Here is a 23996-nt window from a genome sequence, read left to right as displayed (position 1 = left end):
AAAGAGCGAAATGCTCATTTTGAAACAAACTGGCGAGAATTTACATTCTCTATCAAATGATTTCTCATTTGTTTTGATTTCACTTATCGCAAAATCTACTCACTCGTTGTTCAGTTTTCAAAGACCAATTATTCCGTTTCGTTAGCACCGCATGTTCTCGGCGACAACTTCTATATCTTATCATGTCCGGTTTAATAATGCAAGGTTTTTTTCAAATCCTTTTTAACATTTTCATTTCTCAACTGAGTATTTCTTGTCCTCTCAGTTTCCGGATTTAAAATATACCATGCCCTTCTATATCTATGCAAGTTATAAATATTTACAATTATAATTTGACTCCTTCCAACGGCAGAAGAGTGCTAGTCGACGTTGTAACTACCCTATATTTTTATTGCTAAGGATTCATTAATTAAAGATACTACTTCTAACTTAAATGCACGTGATATTCAAGGGTTAAATTAGGCTATATAATGAAAGGATGTTTTCCTATCATTAGGATTACCACGCTAATATCAAATGTATATAGGTAATATGAGTGGATATAATGCATCTCGAATTCATAGAAAAACCTCTCGTTCCCATTAAAGTTCATGGATACGAGAGGTTTTATTTAATTCTTATAGTAGTCTACAAAGTAGGAGCATTTTCCCCACCCTGTCTAGAAATTGCAAATAATGCTACCCATATCAGAACAAATCCGAGAATTTGAGTCTGAGTGACGACAATATCGAATACAATCCAATTGATAATCACACCCACCATAGGGAAACTCAACTCCGCAAGTGTAGCTACTGAAGCTTTAGTAGTCGTAAGTCCTTTATAATAGACCAGTAGACTGAGTAGTCCAGGTAATAGTGCTTGCCCCAAAAGATTGACTGCAACTGCAATCATAGCCGTCGATCCTGTTGGTAAATTCCAGATTCCGCCCTCACCCCAGGAGATAACGAGTAGTAATGGTAATGCAAGGATGAATCTCATCGAAGCTACTGTTTCATATTTCATCTGTCCGACCATTAGGCGACCCATCACGGTTGATCCTCCCCACAAAGCCGCTGCCCCGAGAGAAAGTAAGCTTCCTACTTGAACGAAGTCATTCCAATGTCCTACAGGAAATTCAAATCCGAATGTAAGTAAATACGTACCAAAAAGTGCTAATGGAAACAAGAGTGAGAAATTTTTCGGTAATCGTTCATTCAATAACATTCTCGCCATAATAATAGCGAAAAGTGGTTGTAACTTCTGTAGTAACAACACAGCGTTCAAATTCCCATTAGCGAGTCCCATTGTAAATAAAATCGTCGCTATCGCTGATCCACCCCATGATATAAAAAGTAGTGCAACAGCATGCCGCATACGTAACCCACGAAGCTCATGGCGATTCTTCCATAAGACTGGAGCAACAAACAAGGCGATAATAATATGCTCTAGCAATACAATCTGGGTTGAAGTCAATGATTCCAATAATATAATGCGGAATAAAGGATCTACACCCCACAAAGCCGCTCCTAATACCACTAACCAAAATCCACTCTTCGAACGCTTCTCTCCTACCGATACACTTGAATTGACACTTTCCATCTTCTCTGTCCCCTTCATCTGAATATGGGGTCTTACAGCAGAAATCCCCCGTTATCGACAGATGTCGACATTACGAGGGATGATCAAATAAGCGTGCGCGCAGCAAAAAAAACCACGTCATGCAATATTTTTGATCTTCTCCCATCCGGACTTTACCGTCGGCCTTGGAATCACACCAAGTCAGTCGCCTTCATCATTTCATGAAAGACGAGTCGCGGGCTATAAGTTCATTTATGATGGATTGCCAAACCCAATCAAGCTTGGCTTAACAATCTATCGTAAGAATGAACTCTCACCGCCGGTCAGGAATTTCACCTTACCCCGAAGATCCATATTCAATTTTGTATTTGGTATAGAACATCATCATACGATAACATTTGCTATATCTCTATTAAAATCGTCACAATGAAATTAGTCAATGATTTGTTTCTGTAAAATAAAATTAATTTCCAAATAGATGTTTTCAACAGCTCATTATTCTCTAAAAGGATCATGAAAAATAAGTTGTAAACAAGCTGCAACTTTTTTCTATTATTAACCATCTATAGATGTAGAGGTGATACTAATGAAAAAACAATTATTTAATTACAATACCACTAAGACAGCTATTGTTTGTGGTATCTTGGCAGCATCGCTGTCATTTGGCACATCCGCATTTGCATTCTCAGATCTGTGGGGTAACCCAGCTGAGGCAAAAATCAATGCTCTTCAATCTGCAGGAATAATAAACGGAGTTACTCAAGATTTATTCGCTCCTAAGTCCAAAATGACAAATGCTCAGGGAATTCAGTTATTAGTCAATGCTTTCGATTTAAAAATGGATACAAAACAATTATCTAATGCAAATTACTACATCACTAGAGTGGCTGAAAAATCTTCGTATTCTCTAAATTTTCTAATCGCTCAGCAAAATGGGCTCTCTGTCGATAAGATGGTTAATCCTAAGGATACAATGACCCGTGCTCAATTTGCACACTTAATTCACCAAGCAATCATGACGAAAGGGAACTTTCCAGTAACCCTAATGTTCATTAACATCTCAGATGGTGAAAAGCTTACTCCAGATGTTTCGAACAGCTTGCAAGCTCTATTAAATATGAAACTTATCGCTTTAAGTGATGATGGGAAATTCCGTCCTAATGAAGCCGTTACCCGCTCCGAAGCAGCTGTATTAATATACGATGCTACTGAGTACATCAAGAAAACCCTCCCTGTGAAAGAAGTCGTTACGCCTACAAAATCTTACGAGGCCATTGTTGCACTAGAAAAGGCTGCCGCTGGTGTTAACAAAGTATCACTTACCGTTAATAACCTACCTAACCCAGGCTATACGACCTCAATTAACCGTATTGAATTTGGTATTGATCTAACTGCAACTCTGTACTTCAGTATCAATCAACCCGATCCCGACCAAATGAATATACAAGTTATCTCTAAATCTACTGCCGTTACTTATGTACCTTCCAACTATAAGGTAGTGGCACAATATGAAGCTTCTTCCGTTGGAGTAACGGATCCATTCTCCTTACTACTTCCTTACGGTGAGGCTCCAACTACTCCGATAAAGAACCCAGAAGATCTAATCGCGAAGTAAATAACTTATAACCTTTAACACTAATCTTCTTTTATATTGTGTATTGTGAACAAGCTAGTGGATATTTATTACAAACAAGGCTCCTGCCACAATGGTAGGAGCCTTGTTATGTGTATAATTTGTTTATTCATTTGTTATTCATAATGTCTCATACAACATATTCACGATATTTCTCAATAACCATCGGTCTACATTCTATATTTAAGCGTGTACCATCAGGATCGTATGTGGTAGATATCACGTGGGCGTGTTCATTCAGATATGAGACCACTTGTCCCTGTTCATAAGGAATAAACATTTCGCAATGAATATAATCTTTAAAAACATGGGAAGAAATGATATCCACAAGTTCAGTTAGACCCACTCTCTGTTTCGCAGCAAGGTAGATACTCTGATCCTCCACAAGAGGAATCGTGCAATTCACCATATCACACTTGTTATAAGCGAGCACGGTATCGATATCTGTAATACCTATTTCTTTTAACGTGTTATCTGTAATATCCATCAAGTTCTCATGCTCGCTATTTGAATAATCAATAACATGAATCAGTAGATCTGCCTCAGCCACTTCTTCAAGCGTAGAACGAAACGCCTTAACCAGATGATGCGGAAGTTTACTTACAAATCCAACGGTATCCGTCAGTAAAAAGGATTTATTATCTTTGAGACGGATCTTACGTACCGAAGTTTCGAGTGTTGCGAACAGCATGTCTTTTTCAAAAACCAACTTCTCACTTGATGGCCCGAACGACTCTACCATCGCATTCATAATTGTTGATTTGCCTGCATTGGTGTATCCAACCAGTGATACTACGGGAAGTTCGTTTCTTTGACGCTTCTTTCGTTGGGTCTGTCGCTGAGATACGAGGATCTCTAGTTCTTTATTTAAAGCGCTGATCTTATCCTCAATTCGGCGACGATCAAGCTCCAACTTCGTCTCCCCTGCTCCCTTGTTCTTGGTCCCAACGCCACCGCCTTGTCGACCCAAGGATTCACGTAATCCGATAAGTCTAGGTAACATATATTGCAGTTGCGCGACTTCCACTTGAAGTTGTGCTTCCCGTGTCTTGGCCCGCTTCTCAAATATATCCAAGATGAGAATGGTACGATCGATTACTTTACATTGTAATTCTGCTTCCAAGTTACGAATCTGAGATGGTGACAATTCATCATTAAAAATAACCATATTCGCTTCTTGCATATCATACAATGCCTTAACCTCTTGCACTTTCCCTTTACCAATATAATGAGAATTGTTCACGCGTTCTAAGTTCTGTACAAGTTGTCCTACAACTTCTACATGGCATGCGGAAGATAAGTTCCTCAATTCCTCCATAGAGTACTCGAAATCCTCCTGATGTTTCACGTTAACGCCTACTATTATCGCTTTCTGTTGTTCTTCCATAAGTAAACCTCCATTACGTTCAAAATATAAAACCTCAGACGGATCTCCTATGGCTTAAGCGAACGAGAAATATCCATCATCACCCACATGAATACCTTTGTTATACACTTCTATAAACAAGAGTTTTTCGGTCCGTTAACCGTGGATTCTAAGGTTTAATAATGAAATACTCTAATCATGGACTTGAATAACTCTTGAGACGATAGCCATTCCTACCCTACGTTATCGTTAAGCCGTGTATCCAACTCGGCAACAATACCTATATGAATAAATACGACAAAAAGAGGGTGGAATAATTCTCCCTCTTTATTTTCATTCAGATATTCGCATTATTAAATAAATGGCAATCTCTAGAATAAACAGACCAATCCCGTTCGCCCTGCACGAGGAGCAGAGCCTTTGCACTATTCAATTAGTGGCACAAAGTGTAGTAACGGAATTTATCATTCATCTCTTCGAGAAGCCTCCGATCATTATAGTTGCCTCCATATTAACACAGTTCAGCTCATCTCACAATTAGGTTAAGTTATCACAGTCTAAGTTAAGTTCGCTTAAGAACTAAGAACTGGTCTTATTGTTTTTTGAAATAATAAGCGCATAATAGAAACCATTGTAATTACCAAGTCTGGAGGACGCCTTATTGAATGCCGATTTAGCAATTCTATTACAGCAGTTTGAACCTGCATCGCTTCTTCTCAGCTGCTTGTTCTTTCTTACCCTTATTCCACAATTCAAGGAAATTTTTCAAAAGGATATCTACCATTCTAAACAACTAATTATTCTATCTGCCCTCTTCACCCTATTTGCTATTCTAGGGACATATTCGGGTATTAATGTAGAAGGATCCTTAGTAAATGTTCGAATGATCGCCATCATGTCTGGAGGGATTCTATTCGGAACGGTAGTGGGGATTAGTACGGGAGTTCTCTCAGGAGTGCACCGTTATCTCATCGATATTCATGGTGTCACTTCCCTACCTTGCCTTATCGCAAGTATTATTGCCGGGCTTGTTGCCGGATACATTCATCTGAAATCACCTAAGAAAAAAAAGTGGATTGCCGGCATTATCGCAGGAATGTTGTGCGAAGCTTTAACTATGATTCTAATTCTTATATTAGCTGAACCCCATTCCCTTGGTGTAGATATCGTATCTAGAATTGCTGCACCACTCATCCTTAGCGAGATCAGTGTGGGTCTAATCGTACTATTGATCCAAGGGGTTGAAGGTGAGAAAGAGACGATTGCAGCTAAGCAAGCCAAGCTTGCGCTTGATATAGCGAATAAGACGCTGCCTTATTTTCGTTCAATTAATAAAGCATCCCTGAACACCATCTGTGACATTATTCGGGAAGATATTCAAGCGGATGCAGTCGCAATAACGGATACCAAGAGCATCCTAGCATATGTAGGCATGGGCTCTGAGTACTATAATCTTGGTAACGAAATGATTAGTGACGAGACGAGGGCTACTATCCAAAGTGGTGAAATAACGATCCGAAATCATGAGGAACAACATAAGAATCCCTCCATCAAATCACTCATTATTATCCCTCTTCGGGAGAAGGGTGAAGTCACAGGGGCACTGAAAATTTATTACCGCAAACCTCAACAGATTACCTATCCTCTGCAGACGATGGCCATTGGATTATCTCAAATTATTTCTACCTTGATGGAAGTATCCCGCATTGAGCAGATGAAAGAAATGGCCAATAAAGCCGAACTGAAAGCATTACAGTCTCGCATCAATCCGCATTTCTTGTTCAACGCGTTAAACGCGATTATTTCTTCTATCCGGATCAATCCAGATAAGGCAAGGGAACTCATCGTCAATTTGTCCGGTTATTTGCGATACAATCTGGAGTTAAATGATCCCTTTATTGATATTAACAAGGAACTTCAACAGGTACGTAACTATGTGGAGATTGAGACCGCTCGATTTGGTAATCGTCTGCAGGTCATATATGATATTGATGATGTTAGTATCAACATCCCAAGCCTTATCATTCAACCTTTAGTGGAGAATGCTATTGTACATGGTATTCTGAAATCCAAAGGTGTTGGAACCGTAACGATTGGCGTTAAAGATGAGGGTCATCGTGTCAAAATATCCATTGAAGATACTGGGGTAGGGATTGAAGAAGGTATCATCAACAATATCTACACGGGACAAGTTCCAGAGAACAAGATTGGCCTTTACAATGTTCACCAACGTGTGAAACTCATATATGGCGAAGGATTAACGATTCGTAGACTGGATAAAGGAACTCACATACATTTTGTAATACAGAAGGAGATTCGATGAAAGCGATTCTAGTGGAAGACGAATACTTGGCACGAGAAGAATTGGAATACTTAATTAAGACACATAGTGATATTGAAATCATTGGGCGTTTCGAAGATGGGATTGATGCACTTAAATTCGTGCAGGATACGCAAGTGGACGTTATTTTTCTAGATATTAATATCCCTTCGTTAGATGGTGTTCTATTGGGTAAAAGTATTAGTAAATTTGCGCAGAAACCATATATCGTCTTTATTACTGCTTATAAGGAGCATGCAATTGAGGCTTTTGAAATTGAGGCCTTCGATTATATTCTCAAACCATATCACGAGTCACGCATTACCTCCATGCTACAAAAGTTACAAAATGCTCACACTAGAGATATTGAAATTAATCATCAACCCATACCAGAGCGTAGTGGTATTAAGAACAAAATCAATCTGTGGAAAAACGAGAAAATTATGGTGACTGATATTGATGATATCTATTATGCTTCTGCCCAAGAGAAAGTGACCTATGTGTATACCCGAACGGATGAATATTCATTACACATGAGCATCTCGGAATTCTATAATAGTCTACCTCAAGACCTATTCTTCCGCTGTCATCGTTCATATATCATCAATATTTCTAAGATTAGAGAAATCATTCCTTGGTTTAATAATACGTACCTTTTAAAAATGAAAGATCTGGACTATGAAGTCCCCGTTAGCCGCAGTCATATTAAAGAATTTCGGCAGATTATGAATATCTAAATGCATTTGGTACCGCTTTCATAGCATCTCATGCCATAACCGCCCATCCAACTTCTACAAGGGCTATAATTCGGTTATAAGGTTACATTAACATCATGAGAAATGAGAAAGAAGGGCCAAACCTATGAAAAATACACCTATGAATCGTTGGCTAATCGTTCTTGGTACGATCATCATTCAGATGGGTCTTGGAACAATCTATACATGGAGCTTATTCAATCAACCACTCGTTAGTAAATTTGGCTGGGATCTCAGTTCAGTTGCGATGACCTTCTCTATTACTAGCTTTTCGCTCGCAATTTCAACGCTATTCGCAGGTAAGCTACAAGATAAGTTGGGTATTCGTAAACTCATCACCATCGCAGGAATAGTCCTTGGACTTGGTCTCATTGCAAGCTCTCAGGTACATTCGTTATTCCTCATATATCTACTAGCTGGTGTGGTCGTTGGATTCGCAGATGGTACTGCCTATATTACTTCTTTATCTAATCTGATCAAATGGTTCCCTAACAAGAAGGGTCTAATTTCTGGCGTGTCTGTTGGTGCTTTCGGTATGGGTAGCTTGATTTTTAAATATATCAATTCTGTATTTATTAGTTCTATGGGGGTATCGCAAGCGTTCCTAATATGGGGAGTTATTGTGATGATCATGGTCATATTGGGCGCTCAGATTATTCGCGAAGCTCCTGTAGTTGATCAATTGAGTCCGACTGAACTTGCTCATGGTGATGACAAAAATTTCACTGTGAAAGAAATGTTAAGAACCAAGGAAGCTTATCTCTTGTTCATTATTTTCTTTACCGCTTGTATGAGTGGACTGTATCTTATTGGCATCGTAAAAGACATTGGTGTGCAATTAGTTGGACTATCTGTTGAAAGTGCTGCTAATGCTGTAGCTATGATCGCCATCTTTAATACAGCAGGACGAATTATACTTGGCGCTCTATCCGACAAAGTTGGTCGATTACGTGTTGTAGCAGGTGCATTGATTATTACGACGGCTTCCGTACTTGTGTTAAGTTTCGTGCCGCTGAACTATGGTATATTCTTTGCTTGTGTGGCAGGAATCGCCTTTTGCTTCGGTGGTAACATCACTGTATTCCCAGCGATTGTCGGAGATTTCTTCGGCCTGAAGAATCATAGCAAGAACTACGGAATCATCTACCAAGGTTTCGGGCTCGGTGCATTATCCGGTGCATTCATTGCCTCCATCACTGGAGGATTTAAACCAACGTTTATCGTCATAGGTATTCTCTGCATCATCTCTCTCATTCTGATCACCATTCTTAAACCTCCAGTTCGAGGTAAAGTGAAGAAGAAACGAATGCATTTGAAACCAGATGGTACGTTAGTGTAACCAATCTATAGTTCGCTAAGCTGATCTTGGTGTCACAACAACATGTCCTTCTGTCCCGTATGTGGATGGGAGGATTGTTGTATTGTGCAATGATTATTCATTCTTTATTCGTAGCTCAAATCGAGTGAAGTGCTCTTAGCTAATTTCACTTCCATCCTTACTTTACAGTTAGACCTCAAATAACTTCCACCCTCTACTTCTATTCTGTACTCCGAGAACCCTAGAATTTCCCCCACATAATCGATGTGATCCTCATAGAATATCTCTACTAAACTTTTAGTATCTAAACAATACGCCAACTGATCAGAAGTCAGAATGATTCTCCATACCTGATTAATTTTCCTCATTGATTAACGCCCTCCATGAATAGATCAATACACCACAAGTTTCCTAAGACAAGACCAATAATGAGTCATTTCTTCAGCAGATTAGTCTAATTACGGAAAATCACCTCCAAAAATGCTGATGGATTGGTTTAAATAACGCAGTAGAATACATGCATATATCTAAACGCCTATTTTATAATTAAGTTACAGGTATTAAAATAAAAACCTCTCATCCCTTAAACGAGCCACTGAAATAGTCCTCAAATATTTGTGAAGAATGATCGCTAAGATAACGGTCTGCAAGCCTGATCGTTGCAACAAATACTCATACTGGGCACACTAAAAATCCCCCAACCCAGTAACTGGATTGGAGGATCCTAGATCAATACTTTCTATTATTTATTTCTCGCTCAGCAATGGACTGAGTAAATATACTTTCTGGCAATACGATACGTTTCGGCAGGTTCTTGCCACCCATGATTTCTTTTACAACCTGCATCAGATTCATTCCCAAAAGTGGATTGCATTCGACAACAGCGTTTATTTTCCCTTGAACCATCATTTCAAAAGACTTACGAGTACCATCCACAGAGATGATGACAATGTCTATACCAGGACGTAATCCTGCCTCTTCCATCGCTTCAATGGCACCTAATGCCATATCGTCGTTATGAGAGAACAAGACATCGATGTCTTCACCTAATTCCTCAATAATAGACTGCATAACTTTTTTGCCCTGTTCAAGGGTGAAATTGGCTGATCTAGTCTTAAGTATCTTCAAGTCAGCTCGTGAATCAATGATCTCTCGAAAACCATTTTTCCGCTCAATCGTTGGGGAAGAATCCATGGTACCCTGAAGTTCCACAATGCCGATAGGTCCTGGCCTACCCTTCATTTTGTCTAACAAATACTTACCGGCTTTGCGACCCTCATCATAAAAATCAGATCCAATAAAAGTCACATACAGAGATGAATCCGTCACATTAACAGAACGATCAGCTATGATAACCGGAATGCCTGCTTGCTTTACTTCCTGAAGTATTGGCTCCCAACCCGATTGTACAACAGGTGCAATCGCGATAACATCTACCTTTTGTTTAATAAAAGACCGAATCGCTTCGAATTGCTTCTCCTGCGACTGCTCAGCGTTCTCGAATAGCAGCGTTATTCCGGCTTCTTTAGCAGATTCCTTAACCGAGTTCGTATTGGCTTTACGCCAATCACTTTCCGAACCCAACTGAGAATAACCTAAAGTTATCTTCTGAGTAGAATGCTGAGATTCACTGAGTACTGTATCTTGAGGCATTACTTCCATATTTACTTGGTTTCTTGATTCTCCTGAACTTGCTTGGTTGGTATTCCCTGTATTAGATGAGTCCACAAGTGATTCTGTGTTCTGAGTAGACTCGCAACCAAGAAATAAGAAGCTAACAAGAACAATCATCCACATCATTAATACCATTCGTTTATCCATCGTATTCCCTTCCTATAAGCAGGTATGAGGACAATATTATTTGACATTACTTTCTATCTGAAAGCTTGACATATTCCGCTTCAAATTGGAAGTCCTCATATTCCCAAGAAAAAAAAGAGCAATGGCTGGCTAACCTCTTCTAGACGAACGCCTCGTAGTAAAAATCCTTTGAAAGACGATAAAGCTGAATAATAATAGGCCAATAACAATCTTGGTCCACCAAGAACTCAGGGTTCCTTCAAAACTGATGATTGTTTGGATAACCCCTTGAATCATGACACCAAAGAACGTACCCGCAATATAGCCTACTCCCCCAGTTAATAAGGTCCCCCCAATAACGACTGCTGCAATGGCATCCAGTTCGAGTCCATTCGCATGAAGGCCATAACCTGAGAGCATATAGAAAGTAAATACAACACCTGACAATGCAGAACAGAATCCGCTTAATGTATACACAAGAATTTTCGTGCGTGCCACGGGTAACCCCATCAATACAGCTGATTGTTCACTTCCACCCAATGCATAGACATTACGACCAAAGCGCGTATAATGTGCCACATAAATGCCGATCGCAACAGCTACCAATGCAATCAGCACACTGATGGAGATGAAATTACCACCGGGAAGATGAATCTTAGTCTGAGCCATACTCATATAAAACGTATTATTAATCGTAATTGTATTGATACTAATCACATAACAAAGTCCCCTAGCCAAGAACATGCCCGCTAACGTTACGATAAAGGGTTGAATATTAAAGTAATGAATCAAAGCGCCCATAGCACAACCAAAAGTAGCGCCGATCATCAGCACCAATGGAATAACAACCCAAGGCGACCATCCTACATTCTGTATTAGACTAGCTGATACCATGGTCGTAAGGGCAATCATGGATCCAACAGATAAGTCAATGCCACCTGATATAATGACAAAAGTCATTCCTATAGCTACGATCAATAGAAAGGCATTATCAATCAATAGGTTAAGCAGCACCTGTAAGGAGAAGAAACCGGTATATCGAAAGGCCCCCGCGACAAACATCACCATAAATAAAGCCACCGTCACGATAATTGGAAGATACTGTTTCTTAAGCATGTCGTGTAACCTCCGCCTTATCCGAATACTTACGATATTTTCGTCGTTCGAATATTTTCTTTCGGAACGCCTCAGACTGTATCAAACAAACAACTAAGACGACAAAGGCCTTCACAACCAAGGTTATTTCTGGAGGTACGCCAATCATATAAATTGTTGTCGTTAATGTCTGAATAATGAGTGCGCCGATCAGCGTCCCTGACAAGTAAAATCTACCACCATTCATCGAGGTTCCTCCAATAACAACAGCAAGTATAGCGTCAAGTTCAACCCATAACCCTGCATTGTTACCGTCAGCGCTGGAAACGTTGGAACTAAGAATCAAACCTGCGATCCCTGCACATATACCACAAAAAGCATATACGGAAATTAAAATAGCCCTTGAACGAATGCCAGCCAAGCGACTCGCTTCTGAATTCGTACCCACGGATTCTATAAATAAACCAAGTGCTGATTTACGAGTCAAAAGTAATGCTGTAATAAATATAGCCAGCACGATAAATACAGAGAACGGTAACCCCAAGAGCGATCCCGCACCAATATAATTGTAGCGTGGGCTTGAGACAGTAATAATCTGACCGCTCGTAATAAGCTGAGCAATTCCTCGGCCTGCCACCATAAGAATGAGTGTTGCAATAATAGGCTGGATTCCTCCTAAAGAAACCAATAAGCCATTCCATAAACCTAATACAATGGCCAACACTAGCGAAATCACGATGGCAAGAAGTACTACAGCAAACCCATTCTGATCACTACTCTTACTAAGCGTCATACAAGCTAATGCCCCTGTAATTGCTACGATCGAACCGACGGAGAGATCTACCCCTTTGGTCGCAATAACTAGGGTCATTCCAATCGCAACGACAATCAGAGGTGCACCGAAGTTTAATATATCTATCAAACTTCCATATAGATGACCATTACGGATCTGGATGGAGAAGAAATCAGGAGAGTAGCATAAATTAAATAACAAAAGTCCTGCTAACATCGTTAAAGGCCAAAATAAGTGATGCTTCATTAATCTAGCCATGAGTTGAATTCCCTCCTGCAATAGCTTGTAAAACGTTATGTTGACTTATTTCTTGACCATTCATCTCTTGAATCTTCTTGCGATCACGAAGGATTGCGATACGGTCACTAACACGAACGACTTCCTCTAATTCTGACGAAATAAATAGAAATGACATCTGCTGTTCTCGGGATAAGGATATAACCAATTTCTGAATTTCTGCTTTGGTACCGACGTCAATTCCACGCGTAGGCTCGTCTAAGATAAGTAACTTAGGCTGCATTATCAGCCAACGAGCGAGAATGACTTTTTGCTGATTACCACCACTTAAGTTCTTGACCAAATGCTCTGGATTGGAGGGTTTGATATTCAGCTTCTTAATATACTCCTCTGCGATCTCATCTTGCTTCTTACGAGGAATCGTTCTGAAGAGCCCACGATTAGCCTGAAGTGCAAGAATAATGTTCTCCCTTATCGTTAAATTCTCAATAATCCCTTCTGTTTTTCGATTCTCGGAACAGAATGCGATCCCTTGATTAATAGCTTGTTTAGGAGATTGTACCGTTCCGCCGACATCACCGAGCTTAAGTTCCCCTTGATCCGTACGATCAGCTCCGAAGAAGAGTCGTGCAAGTTCCGTTCGTCCGGAACCTAGGAGTCCTGCAAGTCCAACTACTTCTCCCTTACCAATCTGTAAGGAAAAAGGCGCGATCACTCCTTGTCTACCAAGCGCAGTTGCCTGGATCAATACTTCATCCATTCCAATACGTCCTTCTGTCGTCTTCGGAATGTCTTCAAGCATGTGAAGTTCCTTACCAATCATTTTGGATACTAAATCTATTCGAGGGAGATCCTTGGCTAAATATTCCCCTACAAACTCTCCGTTACGGAGAATGGTTATGCGATCTGACATTTCATATACTTGATCTAAGAAATGAGTAACAAATAAGATGGCCAGACCCTCATTCTTTAATTGATTCATGATCTGGAATAGCTGTTTCACTTCATTCTGATCTAAACTGGACGTAGGTTCGTCAAGAATTAGGACCTTTGCAGAAACATCCAAAGCACGTGCTATCGCAATAAGTTGCTGTATCGCTACGGAATAACTATGTAAAGGCTTTGTTACATCGATTTGAAGTTGTAGTCGCTCCTTGAGTAGTTGTGAAGCTCTGCGATTAATTTCTTTCCATAAAATCCGACCATAACGACGAGGTTCTCGTCCGATAAAGATATTCTCAGCAACAGATAAATTTGGACATAAATTAACTTCCTGATATACGGTACTTATCCCGAGCTCGACAGCATTCTGTGGGCTCTGGAGCGATATTGTTCTACCCTCTAATTCCACTGTACCTTGATCATTCGCATATACCCCGGTTAGCACCTTGATCAAGGTTGACTTTCCAGCACCATTCTCTCCCATTAATGCATGAACTTCTCCAGGGAATAAGCGAAATTGGACGTTAGAAAGTGCCTTGACTCCTGGAAACTGTTTGTGAATATCCGTCATTTGTAAAATTGGACGTTGTTCTTCCATATTTTTGTCTCCTTTCCTCACTGTTGTATAAAGTCACTTCATCAAATAACTCTTTGACGAAGTGACCCTTGAATTAATACTTCCGATTAGGAAGTGCTTCTTTCGCTTGTTCGATCGTAAATGTACCTTCTTCCGTTACTGTGCGTTTTGGAAGTTCTTTCCCTTCAACAACACCTTTAACAGCTTCCATTAATTGTCCACCAAACAATGGGTTACATTCTACGATAAAGTTAATCTTACCTTCGCTTGCAGCTTGGAAGCCGTCTTTAATTCCGTCCACTGTGATAATCTTAATATCTACACCAGGCTTTAAACCTGCTGCTTCAATTGCCTGAATAGCGCCAAGAGCCATATCATCATTATGAGCGTACAATACATCGATATCTTTATTAGCCTTCAAGAAAGCTTGCATAACTTCTTTCCCTTTGGCTCGTGTAAAGTCACCTGTTTGAGAAGTAATAATCTTCAGATTAGAATGATCTTTGATTGCAGCTTCGAAGCCTTCTTTACGATCAATAGCAGGGGCTGAACCCGTTGTGCCTTGCAACTCAACGATGTTCACTTGATCGGTAGTGTCTTTATATTCTTCAACGAGCCATTCACCCGCCTTTTGCCCTTCTAACACGAAATCAGAACCTAAGAACGTCACATAAAGAGATGTATCCGTAGAATCAACAGACCGGTCCGTTAGAATAACTGGAATGCCTGCGTCTTTTGCTTCTTTCAGAACCGTATCCCAGCCGGACTCAACCACTGGAGAGAAGCCAATAACATCTACTTTTTGTTGAATAAAGGAACGAAGCGCCTTAATTTGATTCTCTTGTTTTTGTTGAGCATCAGAGAATTTCAGATCAATTCCTGCTTCTTTAGCTGAATCTTGAATGGATGTCGTATTCGCTGTACGCCAGCCGCTTTCTGCCCCAACTTGCGAGAAACCAAATACAATTTTCTTATCTGTGGCTACAGTCGCCTCCGTTGTAGTCTTATCAGGTTGATTGGCGTTCTCTTTCGTCGTAGCCCCATTATTGCTACCACATGCCGTTACCAACATCAATGACATTAATAATGTAAGAACCCCTACTTTTTTTGCTTTTCTCATATTTTTCGTACCTCCCCTTGTCATCACCATTCATTGGCGTGACTTCATTATAGAGCGCTTTCAAGTATTGGTTATACGGAGATCCTTAGGTATTCCCTTTGTATTTTTGTTTATTTTCCTTTTTATCTTTTCATGTTGTATGTTTTTTTGTTTAAAAGTTGTTTTTTTTAGTCTCATCTGGTTATCCATAGAAAATAAGGCATTTATTTGATATGATAGTCCGATAGCTGAAATCGCTTACATTAATATTATGGAAGGGTTACCTGACCCATATGAGATTATTACAATGGATTACTTCAAGCTTAAGGGCTAAACTACTGACCCTATTCGTCATTCTGACTTCCGTCCCCTTGATCGCGGTGGGTTCAGTATCCTATCAGAAATCATTCAATACAGTCAGTAGCCATAGTAAAACGGCAACGTTGATGGTTGCTGATCAGCTTGGCCGAGATATCGATATTCTGTTCCAAGACGTTGGAAAGCTACTTGAAATGAGTAATAACCCAACAGTTCATCATTTTTTGTATTCTCAGACAGAGACTTATGAGGATGCCAAAGAAATATTAACAACCTTTGATTTATACAGGGAGACATATAAGTTCGAGAATGTTCTCAACATTTCCATGGTTAACTTGTATGGAAAAGGAATCAGTGAACAGGTCGGCGTATTCCAGCTAGATGTTAATCCACTCCGTAACCCTCACTTCACATGGCTTCTTAAGCACCCCGATCAAGTACTGAATATTTCCCCTTCTGACGCAGATCAGCTAGATCGGTTGGATGGATTTCAATACAAGCAGCCAAACGTCATTTCCATCATGGCAGCAGTAAAACAACAAGTTACACATGAAGTTATCGGATTTATTGTAATTGACCTAGATGATTCTGTAGTTGAGCAATTTATCGACAATACAGCGATTGGTCAGACTGGATTCTTCTCTGTCATGGATGAGCAAGGCAATCCTATCTTTGTACCCTCACAGTTGAATAAGCAGAAGCAAGCGATTCAATTGCAACCAACTGAGCTGACAAATCAGCTTATTCATAAGCGGGGTAGCTTCGTTGATACTTCCCAGGGCAAACCGAAATTTATTGTATATACCAAATCGGAAGAGACGGGTTGGACCATCGTTGGTTCCGCACCCTTGCAGGAAATTGTTGAAGAAGCCAATGAAATCAGGCAAGTCATCATCATCAGTGTCGTGCTTAGCATTCTATTTACAATTACCTTATATTTCTTTATGACCCGATGGCTTATTCGACCTGTCCATTTATTAAAGAAACAAATGCGTCAAGCGGCTTCTGGTTTTCTCGAAGCTAAAGTGAAGACGACAGGACAAGATGAGATTGCGGACCTTGGTAAAAGCTTCAACACTATGCTACAGCAAATCAAAATGCTTCTCGAAAAGGGTATACACGAACAAGAACAAATTAAAAAAGCGGAGTTACGAACGTTACAAGCTCAAATCAACCCTCATTTCCTATATAACACGCTGGATTCCATTGTATGGATGGCCGAAGCCAATAAGAATACTCAAGTTATACAACTTGTTCAAGCGCTCTCACGATTCTTTCGTATCAGCTTAAGCAAGGGACGAGATTGGATTTCGTTAAAGGATGAGCTAGAGCATGTCCAAAATTATTTAATTATTCAACAAATGCGCTACAGAGATATACTCGACTACGAAATTGATGTTCATCCTTCTTTGTTAAATACACCTATTCTAAAAATGACGCTACAGCCTATTGTGGAAAATGCTCTCTATCATGGGATCAAGAACAAACGAAGAAAAGGACTTATTCGGATCAGTGCGCAAGCGGAACGTGATGGAGTCTTCACTTTAGTGGTAGAGGATGACGGCATAGGAATAACATCTGAACGCATGGAACAGATCCAACAAAGACTGAACATGGCATCCTCTCAGGAACTAACAGAAGATAACACAATCATCGGATTTGGTCTCTATAATGTACATCAGAGGGTCCGTCTATATTACGGAAGTAACTATGGGGTAACCATAGAAAGTGTAGAATTACAGGGGACACACATATCAATACATATTCCGATAGAACGGAGGGATCATCTGTGAAGAAGGTTATGCTAGTTGACGATGAAATATTGTTCAGAGAAAATATACGCGACTGTATCCAGTGGGAACAAGAAGGCTTCGAATACTGTGGTGATGCTTCGGATGGTGAGGTCGCCCTCCCCCTTATTGAGCAATGGATGCCAGATATCCTCATCACTGACATAAAAATGCCGTTCATGAATGGCTTGGAGCTCAGCTCTATCATTCGCAAACGTATGCCGGACATTAAAATTATTATTCTGAGTGGACATGACGAGTTCGAATATGCCCAGGCGGCGCTACGAATTGGAGTCGATGAATATTGTATTAAGCCCGTCAGTGCAGCTGATATTATCAAACAATTACATCAGATGAGTCAGAAGATTGATTCGGAAAGACTGGAGAAGGAACAATTACATAAACTTACGCAAATGGTAGCTAATCAGACCATGCGCACACAAGACATGCTTCTTACCGATCTATGTAGTGGTTTCATTACAACCGTTGAAGCCGTTCAAGCAGCAACCTCCCTATCTCTGCATCTGATCGCCAAATATTATACCGTCATCATTACCGAATTTCGCAGTCGTGAAAGTGAAAGTAGCCTATCCATAGATAGTTCTGTCATATCGCAATATGAGGCTCAGTTCGAACAGAATCTAAAAAACAACGTTGAATTTCTATCGTTTAAGCGAATACGTACGGAAAGGGTATGGATCCTGCAAGGAAATACAGTAGAACAGCTTCAGCATACGATCGAGTCCATTCAAGAACAACACTCTCTCACAGATCATTTATTCACTTCAATCGAACTAACCTATGGAATGGGTACGATTCAAGATCGATTACAGGGCATTCATGATTCCTATCTAGAAGCGGAAGAAGACAAACATTGGCGTCGTCTTACTAAGCTGAATCGAAATGCCTTATATACCATTGCTGGAGACTCTCTAGATCATACAATTTCATTAGATCACAGTGTATTTATCGAGTTCCTCAAGTTCGGGTCACCAGCCAACATTCAGCCATTTGTTGAACAGTTCGCTTCAGATTTAAAAAGATTGAATTGGAATACATCTTTTTATGGCTACTATATTCTAAACGACCTTATCCTCAAAGTATTTCAGAGTGTAAAGGAAACATTTCTAAATTCAGCAGATGACACATCCGAAATATTTGGAAGACTACAAAAGCAAATTGAAGCTATCGATGGTTGGGAGAAAGCATTCATTTACCTAACGAATCTTGCACAACAATACTGGTTACGACGTAAAGATGCAACTGATAAGTATACCGAAATGCTAAACCAAGTGAAAGAATATATCCATCGTTCTTATCACAACAATCAATTATCGCTACTAGATGCTGCCGAATATGTCAGTGTAAGCCCTAGCCATCTTAGTAAAATATTTAGCCAGGAAATTGGCCAAACATTTATCGAATACGTCACGCATGTTCGCATTCGTAAAGCAATGGAGCTCCTGAAATCAACTCATGCTAAATCATATGAAATTGCCTTTCAGGTTGGCTATAATGATGCTCATTATTTCTCTAACTTGTTCAAGAAGTCAACGGGGATGACAACGAAGGAATTCCGACGGAAAGATACGATCTCTATCCAGTCATCTGGAACGGACGGATCCTAACATGCTAAAGTACACAACAATCATTAGCACAATACTCTGCTTTGTTGGATTATGCGTATTTCTCATCATAATCAACTCTAAAGAGGAGACGTCCGCCCCCATCAGAGCTATTCCATCAACAACAAATCATGAGCGTACTTCGATCACACGGACCTTTGGTATTATTTATCCTATGGCCCATTCATATTATGGAATGATTACAGAAATTGCAGAAGAGACTGCTAAAGCAAATGGGGTTCATCTTATTGTAAAAGCGCCAGACGAAACGAGTGTTGAGCAACAAATCCGAATGATGGATACATTCATTCAACAACAGGTGGATGGGATCGCAATCGACCCCATCGATTCCGTTGCACTCATTCCAATGATTAATAAAGCAATGAACTCGGGCATTCCAGTCGTTTGTTTCGAATCGGATTCGCCCGAAAGCAAACGTCTCGCATTTATCGGTACGGATAACCATCATTCCGGTAAGCAGATGGGCGTTATCATCAGCTCTCTTTTGAAAAACAAAGGAATGATACTTGTGGAGACAGGCATGTCGGAAATGAACAGCCTAAGCGAACGACTCGACGGATTACTAACTTACCTAAATGAAAATACTGAAATTCAAGTTCTAGACGTTCTGTACAACAAAGGGAACTCCGCCCGTGCGACCGCTGATCTCGAATTAATGATTGATGACCATCCTCACTTCGATGCTTTCGTTGGTCTCGATTTCATTTCTGCCTCCTCTTCCATATTCGTATGGAAAGCGAAAGGGCTTGATCGATATGCCTTCACATTCGGAATGACACCCAAAATCAATGAGGCCATTCGGAATGGCCAAATCACATCCTCTCTATCTCAAAATGAACAGGAATGGGGAAAGCTCATTATTGAACGTCTGCTTCAGGCATCTGACGACAAGCCCATTCCAGTATTCGATGATACCGGGATTATGGAAATAAATCGAAGTGTCGTCCAAGATAATGAGTGAATACTTCAACGAATAGACCCGAAAGAGAGCACTTTATACAAAGTGCTCTCTTTCAGGTCTATTTGTTACATTTATGAACTCTTAGAACTCTGCCGACTTAATAAATACAATTTTTACACCGATAACTTGATCCTGCTGATTCGTAGCCATGTATGCCCCATAGGTACCGTCCCCCATACCTGTGTGTGATACAACGCCCCCGTCTAACACACCAGCTTCATGACCACTCTCGGTGATATCACAACAAGATAAATACCAAGCATTATCCGTATCAGTATCTGTCTCTTGGACATCTGAATCTGAGATTCTATACTTGTTGATATCAAAAATCCCCGCTTGCCCACTATCCACGCCAACAATAAATGAACACTTCACCCATTCCAAATGTTCCATTTGTTCAGCGACTGAACTATGGAATGCCGATAATTTGGAACATGCTTCGCCCCAATCTCTCACTTCCATCTTCCCGACTTGACCGACCCACGTTCCATTTAACACATTGTCTAGGACACCCATAATGATGGTATCCCGATTCAGTTCATAACAAGGATCAGATACAACGATTTGGCCAGACGTAATCTCAAAGTCACCTAATTGAATTATCATAAGCGTTCCTCCGATAAATATATGAATATTGTAGTATAAAGACCATATCACCATTCTACCTCATATCATTCTTCTAAGGGAACGAGTTCGCCCATTGCGCTCATATCTTTGTGATAGTACCACTCAGCATAGGATGATTCATCTGCCACGTTCAACTCGCTTGTATCGTAAATAGAAGTATATTTATAATCGTACTCTCCATCATCATTCGAATCGAAAAGTATCGCTATGTCAGGGTATCCATCCGACTTATATTTGTTCAAATAAATACCTTGAATAACCTCCTGATCGAAGGATTTGCTATTCACTAACTGCTTACTCCTATTCAACAGATCCATCTGATCTGCCTTCTCTATATTGTTGTGTAGCGTATAAATAATTTCAATGTCCGTCGGTCTATACTGGACATCCAGATTCTTCACAAATGTCTTTGATTTCTTCACATCTGTGATGAATGCCTTCACTTGATCGGTTGAGATCTTTGAAGCAGAAGTACATCCCGCTACAACAAGAACAAGAAATACGATTACTAGCCCTTGGTATCGTCTCACGAAAGATCTCCACCACCCTTATTTGTGAAATACATGCATTCTACCTTAGATAACCACATAAAGAATATTCTAATAATCATTTATAATACATAATTAACCAAATTAAGGATATCTGACTATTCTAGGATATCGTATATCGGAGGTTTAGAAGTAAATGAACATGAACAAGACCGCTAATTAAGGAGTCATCCTAATTAACGGTCTTGATTGTGTATATCTGAATTACTCGCTACGTAGAGCCGTTACTGGATCCTTCTTCGCTGCCATCTTAGCAGGAATAAACCCACCGAGCATCGTAAGCACTACACTAATAACTCCAAGTGTTATCGCATGAACCGGATCAAGTTGAGACACATTCTTAAGGTCTGTGAGATTATACAGTATCGCATTAACTGGGAACGTTAATAGATATGTGATTCCGATCCCAAGAACCCCTGAGCAAGCACCAATAATAAAGGTCTCTGCATTAAAAACTCGCGTGATATCTTTCTTTCTAGCACCTAAGGCACGAAGAACACCGATCTCCTTCGTTCTTTCCATCACGGATATATAGGTAATAATAGCAATCATGATAAGCGATACCACAAGAGAAATCGCCGCAAATGCAACCAACACTAGCGTAATACCATCCATAATGCTTCCCGAAACATTTGTGACAATGGCTGCAAGGTCAGTGTACATCACTTTGTCTTTGGTATCCAAATTTGTATTCCATTCATCCAAATAATGAATGATCGATTCTTTAGCACCAAAATCAATCGGATACAACGACACCGACGTTGGAATCTCGGTTGCTCCCAAAGAGGCAAGTACCTCAGCTTTGGTAGGCGTATTCGAAGAGGCAGATGCGCCTAGCGTGTTGGCCATTCCTTTATCCATTAGCGTCCCAGGTGAAGCCATTCCTGATGTACCACTTCCAGCAATATCTTGAGATACGAGTTGCCCTGTCAGAACATTGTGGTCAGCTTCCTGTTGTGCCAATACGATATCTGAATTCTTCGCATCTTCAATGAAATAAGTTGCAAGGTCATCAGAATATGCGATTCCTGCTGATAACGTCGACATCGTCGATCCTTCCTGAGCGCGAATCACACCAACAATATTTAAGCTTGCCGCTTTGTCGCTGTTATACATATCTATCAAATTCGAAGCTGTGCCATTTACCGAGAATAACTCACCATTTCTCTTATAATAGTCATTGTTCATCACTAGCTTCAACTCATAACCGATCAGATCAGTGAAGTTAATACTATCTACGTCATAGTTCAACCCCAATGCACTCATTGACGCGTCGGTCAATCGATTATGCTCATCCACAATCAGTACAAGATCCGTCTTCTTGGTTGGGAAATTTCCCTCAAGCACATCGTAGTATTGTTCCAAGTAGCTTCCCGTGGCAGCCCCTTGTTTACTAGGATAAGACGAAAAGGTAATACTCCCCTTATCGACCGTGGTCGCTTTAACCCCGTCTGACTTTAGCATATTCATATTCACTGTACGTGTATAAGATATCCCATCAATTAACGTAGGATCAATCTTATTCAAATACGCTAAATACTCAGTTGTCAGCACATTGTTATGAACGATTGAATTCGCAGTCGGATCATACGGATACAACTTCTTCTCAGTCGGATAAGATGGAAGATCTGTCCCCGCTACTACGCCACGTTCGGCTAGATCAATGTTCATAGCGGACTGGCTGATCGTAATCGGGAAACTCGACATAGCCCCTGTTTCATAGGAACTGATCTGCTTATCAAACCCATTCGACAAGGATAGAATTAACGCAATACCGATAATACCAATACTCGAGGCAAATGCGGTCAGTCCAGTTCGCCATTTCTTAGTAGCAATATTCTTACCCGACAGCTTTAATGCGGTTAGGAAATTCATACTCGTTTTTTTGAGCGTATAATTGGATGTTGCCTTCTGATTAGCTAGAGGATTAGTATCTGATATGGCCTTTCCATCAGAGAATTTGATAATGCGATCCGCATATTGTTCTGCCAATTCGGGATTATGAGTCACCATGATGACAAGCTTATCTTCTGCAATTGTCTTGATTAACTCCATGATCTGTTCACTAGTCTCAGAATCCAACGCCCCTGTTGGTTCATCTGCTAGAATAATGTCTGGATTATTCGCTAGAGCGCGAGCAATCGCAACCCGTTGCATCTGTCCTCCAGACAACTGATTCGGTTTCTTGTGCACATGGTCTTTCAATCCGACTTTCTCTAGCACTTCCATAGCCTTCTTATTCTTCTCAGATGTAGAAACACCACTAAGTGTCATCCCCATCTCTACGTTATCCACGATACTTAAGTGCGAAATCAGATTATAACTTTGAAATATAAAGCCAACACTATTATTACGGTATGCATCCCAATCGCTATCTTGAAAATGTTTGGTGGATTGTCCATTGATAATAAGCTCTCCACTGTCATATTGATCCAGTCCACCGACCACATTTAATAAGGTAGTCTTACCAGAACCACTCTGTCCAAGGATCGCTACAAATTCACTTTCCCTGAAATTAAGACTCACCTTATCCAATGCTACCTGGGTGAAATCCCCTGTCTTATAGCTCTTGACGATATTGTTCAACTGCAACATAAAGATGATTCTCCCTTCC

General features: G+C 40.2%; 18 protein-coding genes and 1 riboswitch. Of the genes, 7 read left to right on the top strand and 11 right to left on the bottom strand.

The annotated features are described in order from the left end of the window. Nucleotides 1-627: 627 nt before the first annotated feature. A complete protein-coding gene (locus PBAT_RS04030) occupies nucleotides 628-1578 on the bottom strand; it encodes a DMT family transporter (protein ID WP_068646808.1) in 951 nt (316 codons plus the stop codon). A gap of 129 nt (nucleotides 1579-1707) precedes the next feature. Then, a riboswitch (FMN riboswitch) is annotated at nucleotides 1708-1911 on the bottom strand. Nucleotides 1912-2143: 232 nt separating this feature from the next. On the opposite strand from PBAT_RS04030, the gene PBAT_RS04025 reads away from it, so the two are divergent. Next, nucleotides 2144-3172, top strand: coding sequence for an S-layer homology domain-containing protein (locus tag PBAT_RS04025; protein ID WP_068646806.1), 1029 nt, complete (start codon nucleotides 2144-2146; stop codon nucleotides 3170-3172). A 148-nt stretch (nucleotides 3173-3320) separates the two neighbouring features. Here the strand turns inward: PBAT_RS04025 and hflX are convergent, their stop codons facing one another. After that, nucleotides 3321-4577, bottom strand: coding sequence for a GTPase HflX (hflX, locus tag PBAT_RS04020; RefSeq protein WP_068646804.1), 1257 nt, complete (start codon nucleotides 4575-4577; stop codon nucleotides 3321-3323). Between the two features lie 640 nt (nucleotides 4578-5217). On the opposite strand from hflX, the gene PBAT_RS04015 reads away from it, so the two are divergent. The 3 genes from PBAT_RS04015 to PBAT_RS04005 all read left to right on the top strand — a co-directional run bounded on the left by PBAT_RS04015 (nucleotide 5218) and on the right by PBAT_RS04005 (nucleotide 8970). Further along, nucleotides 5218-6879 (top strand): sensor histidine kinase, encoded by a 1662-nt coding sequence (locus PBAT_RS04015; RefSeq protein ID WP_188017001.1) that lies wholly within the window; start codon nucleotides 5218-5220, stop codon nucleotides 6877-6879. Next, complete coding sequence (locus PBAT_RS04010) at nucleotides 6876-7613, top strand: LytR/AlgR family response regulator transcription factor (RefSeq protein ID WP_068646802.1); 738 nt, start codon at nucleotides 6876-6878, stop codon at nucleotides 7611-7613. The genes PBAT_RS04015 and PBAT_RS04010 overlap by 4 nt, the downstream gene beginning before the upstream one ends. Before the next feature lie 124 nt (nucleotides 7614-7737). Next, the gene (locus PBAT_RS04005) at nucleotides 7738-8970 is read left to right on the top strand and encodes an L-lactate MFS transporter (RefSeq protein ID WP_068646800.1); all 1233 of its coding nucleotides are present in this window, start codon (nucleotides 7738-7740) and stop codon (nucleotides 8968-8970) included. A 104-nt stretch (nucleotides 8971-9074) separates the two neighbouring features. Here the strand turns inward: PBAT_RS04005 and PBAT_RS04000 are convergent, their stop codons facing one another. From PBAT_RS04000 to PBAT_RS03975, 6 genes are all read right to left on the bottom strand, one after another. Continuing rightward, complete coding sequence (locus tag PBAT_RS04000) at nucleotides 9075-9317, bottom strand: hypothetical protein (RefSeq protein WP_068646798.1); 243 nt, start codon at nucleotides 9315-9317, stop codon at nucleotides 9075-9077. Between the two features lie 361 nt (nucleotides 9318-9678). Beyond that, nucleotides 9679-10770 (bottom strand): ABC transporter substrate-binding protein, encoded by a 1092-nt coding sequence (locus tag PBAT_RS03995; RefSeq protein ID WP_246168589.1) that lies wholly within the window; start codon nucleotides 10768-10770, stop codon nucleotides 9679-9681. 129 nt (nucleotides 10771-10899) lie between these two features. Further along, nucleotides 10900-11865 (bottom strand): galactofuranose ABC transporter, permease protein YjfF, encoded by a 966-nt coding sequence (gene yjfF, locus PBAT_RS03990; RefSeq protein ID WP_068646796.1) that lies wholly within the window; start codon nucleotides 11863-11865, stop codon nucleotides 10900-10902. After that, a complete protein-coding gene (locus tag PBAT_RS03985; protein ID WP_246168586.1) occupies nucleotides 11858-12895 on the bottom strand; it encodes an ABC transporter permease in 1038 nt (345 codons plus the stop codon). Before PBAT_RS03985 ends, yjfF begins: the two co-directional genes overlap by 8 nt. After that, on the bottom strand, nucleotides 12888-14414 hold the full coding sequence (locus PBAT_RS03980) for a sugar ABC transporter ATP-binding protein (protein WP_068646794.1): 1527 nt from the start codon (nucleotides 14412-14414) through the stop codon (nucleotides 12888-12890). The genes PBAT_RS03985 and PBAT_RS03980 overlap by 8 nt, the downstream gene beginning before the upstream one ends. 73 nt (nucleotides 14415-14487) lie before the next feature. Next, nucleotides 14488-15513 (bottom strand): ABC transporter substrate-binding protein, encoded by a 1026-nt coding sequence (locus PBAT_RS03975; protein WP_068646790.1) that lies wholly within the window; start codon nucleotides 15511-15513, stop codon nucleotides 14488-14490. Between the two features lie 272 nt (nucleotides 15514-15785). Between PBAT_RS03975 and PBAT_RS03970 the strand changes: the two genes are divergently transcribed. Genes PBAT_RS03970 through PBAT_RS03960 form a run of 3 tightly spaced genes read left to right on the top strand, consistent with a single transcriptional unit; the run spans nucleotide 15786 to nucleotide 20207 of the window. Further along, nucleotides 15786-17603, top strand: coding sequence for a sensor histidine kinase (locus tag PBAT_RS03970; protein ID WP_068646788.1), 1818 nt, complete (start codon nucleotides 15786-15788; stop codon nucleotides 17601-17603). Continuing rightward, the gene (locus tag PBAT_RS03965; protein WP_068646786.1) at nucleotides 17600-19228 is read left to right on the top strand and encodes a response regulator transcription factor; all 1629 of its coding nucleotides are present in this window, start codon (nucleotides 17600-17602) and stop codon (nucleotides 19226-19228) included. The genes PBAT_RS03970 and PBAT_RS03965 overlap by 4 nt, the downstream gene beginning before the upstream one ends. A 1-nt stretch (nucleotide 19229) precedes the next feature. Then, nucleotides 19230-20207 (top strand): sugar ABC transporter substrate-binding protein, encoded by a 978-nt coding sequence (locus tag PBAT_RS03960; protein ID WP_068646784.1) that lies wholly within the window; start codon nucleotides 19230-19232, stop codon nucleotides 20205-20207. Between the two features lie 81 nt (nucleotides 20208-20288). On the opposite strand, the gene PBAT_RS03955 is transcribed toward PBAT_RS03960, so the two are convergent. The 3 genes from PBAT_RS03955 to PBAT_RS03945 all read right to left on the bottom strand — a co-directional run bounded on the left by PBAT_RS03955 (nucleotide 20289) and on the right by PBAT_RS03945 (nucleotide 23977). Beyond that, nucleotides 20289-20813, bottom strand: coding sequence for a DUF4241 domain-containing protein (locus PBAT_RS03955; protein WP_084402819.1), 525 nt, complete (start codon nucleotides 20811-20813; stop codon nucleotides 20289-20291). 65 nt (nucleotides 20814-20878) lie between these two features. Beyond that, nucleotides 20879-21364, bottom strand: coding sequence for a hypothetical protein (locus PBAT_RS03950; RefSeq protein WP_068646782.1), 486 nt, complete (start codon nucleotides 21362-21364; stop codon nucleotides 20879-20881). A 222-nt stretch (nucleotides 21365-21586) separates the two neighbouring features. After that, nucleotides 21587-23977, bottom strand: coding sequence for an ABC transporter ATP-binding protein/permease (locus PBAT_RS03945; RefSeq protein WP_068646780.1), 2391 nt, complete (start codon nucleotides 23975-23977; stop codon nucleotides 21587-21589). Nucleotides 23978-23996 lie beyond the last annotated feature (19 nt).

Source organism: Paenibacillus antarcticus (assembly GCF_001637225.1).
Classification (GTDB): domain Bacteria; phylum Bacillota; class Bacilli; order Paenibacillales; family Paenibacillaceae; genus Paenibacillus_AQ; species Paenibacillus_AQ antarcticus.
This window is presented reverse-complemented; position numbering and strand designations above follow the sequence as displayed.

Coding starts and splice junctions, on each gene's coding strand:
- PBAT_RS04030 (WP_068646808.1), bottom strand. CDS start 1,578: ATGGAAAGTGTCAATTCAAGTGTATCGGTAGGAGAGAAGCGTTCGAAG.
- PBAT_RS04025 (WP_068646806.1), top strand. CDS start 2,144: ATGAAAAAACAATTATTTAATTACAATACCACTAAGACAGCTATTGTT.
- hflX (WP_068646804.1), bottom strand. CDS start 4,577: ATGGAAGAACAACAGAAAGCGATAATAGTAGGCGTTAACGTGAAACAT.
- PBAT_RS04010 (WP_068646802.1), top strand. CDS start 6,876: ATGAAAGCGATTCTAGTGGAAGACGAATACTTGGCACGAGAAGAATTG.
- PBAT_RS04005 (WP_068646800.1), top strand. CDS start 7,738: ATGAAAAATACACCTATGAATCGTTGGCTAATCGTTCTTGGTACGATC.
- PBAT_RS04000 (WP_068646798.1), bottom strand. CDS start 9,317: ATGAGGAAAATTAATCAGGTATGGAGAATCATTCTGACTTCTGATCAG.
- PBAT_RS03995 (WP_246168589.1), bottom strand. CDS start 10,770: ATGGATAAACGAATGGTATTAATGATGTGGATGATTGTTCTTGTTAGC.
- yjfF (WP_068646796.1), bottom strand. CDS start 11,865: ATGCTTAAGAAACAGTATCTTCCAATTATCGTGACGGTGGCTTTATTT.
- PBAT_RS03985 (WP_246168586.1), bottom strand. CDS start 12,895: ATGGCTAGATTAATGAAGCATCACTTATTTTGGCCTTTAACGATGTTA.
- PBAT_RS03980 (WP_068646794.1), bottom strand. CDS start 14,414: ATGGAAGAACAACGTCCAATTTTACAAATGACGGATATTCACAAACAG.
- PBAT_RS03975 (WP_068646790.1), bottom strand. CDS start 15,513: ATGAGAAAAGCAAAAAAAGTAGGGGTTCTTACATTATTAATGTCATTG.
- PBAT_RS03970 (WP_068646788.1), top strand. CDS start 15,786: ATGAGATTATTACAATGGATTACTTCAAGCTTAAGGGCTAAACTACTG.
- PBAT_RS03960 (WP_068646784.1), top strand. CDS start 19,230: ATGCTAAAGTACACAACAATCATTAGCACAATACTCTGCTTTGTTGGA.
- PBAT_RS03955 (WP_084402819.1), bottom strand. CDS start 20,813: ATGATAATTCAATTAGGTGACTTTGAGATTACGTCTGGCCAAATCGTT.
- PBAT_RS03945 (WP_068646780.1), bottom strand. CDS start 23,977: ATGTTGCAGTTGAACAATATCGTCAAGAGCTATAAGACAGGGGATTTC.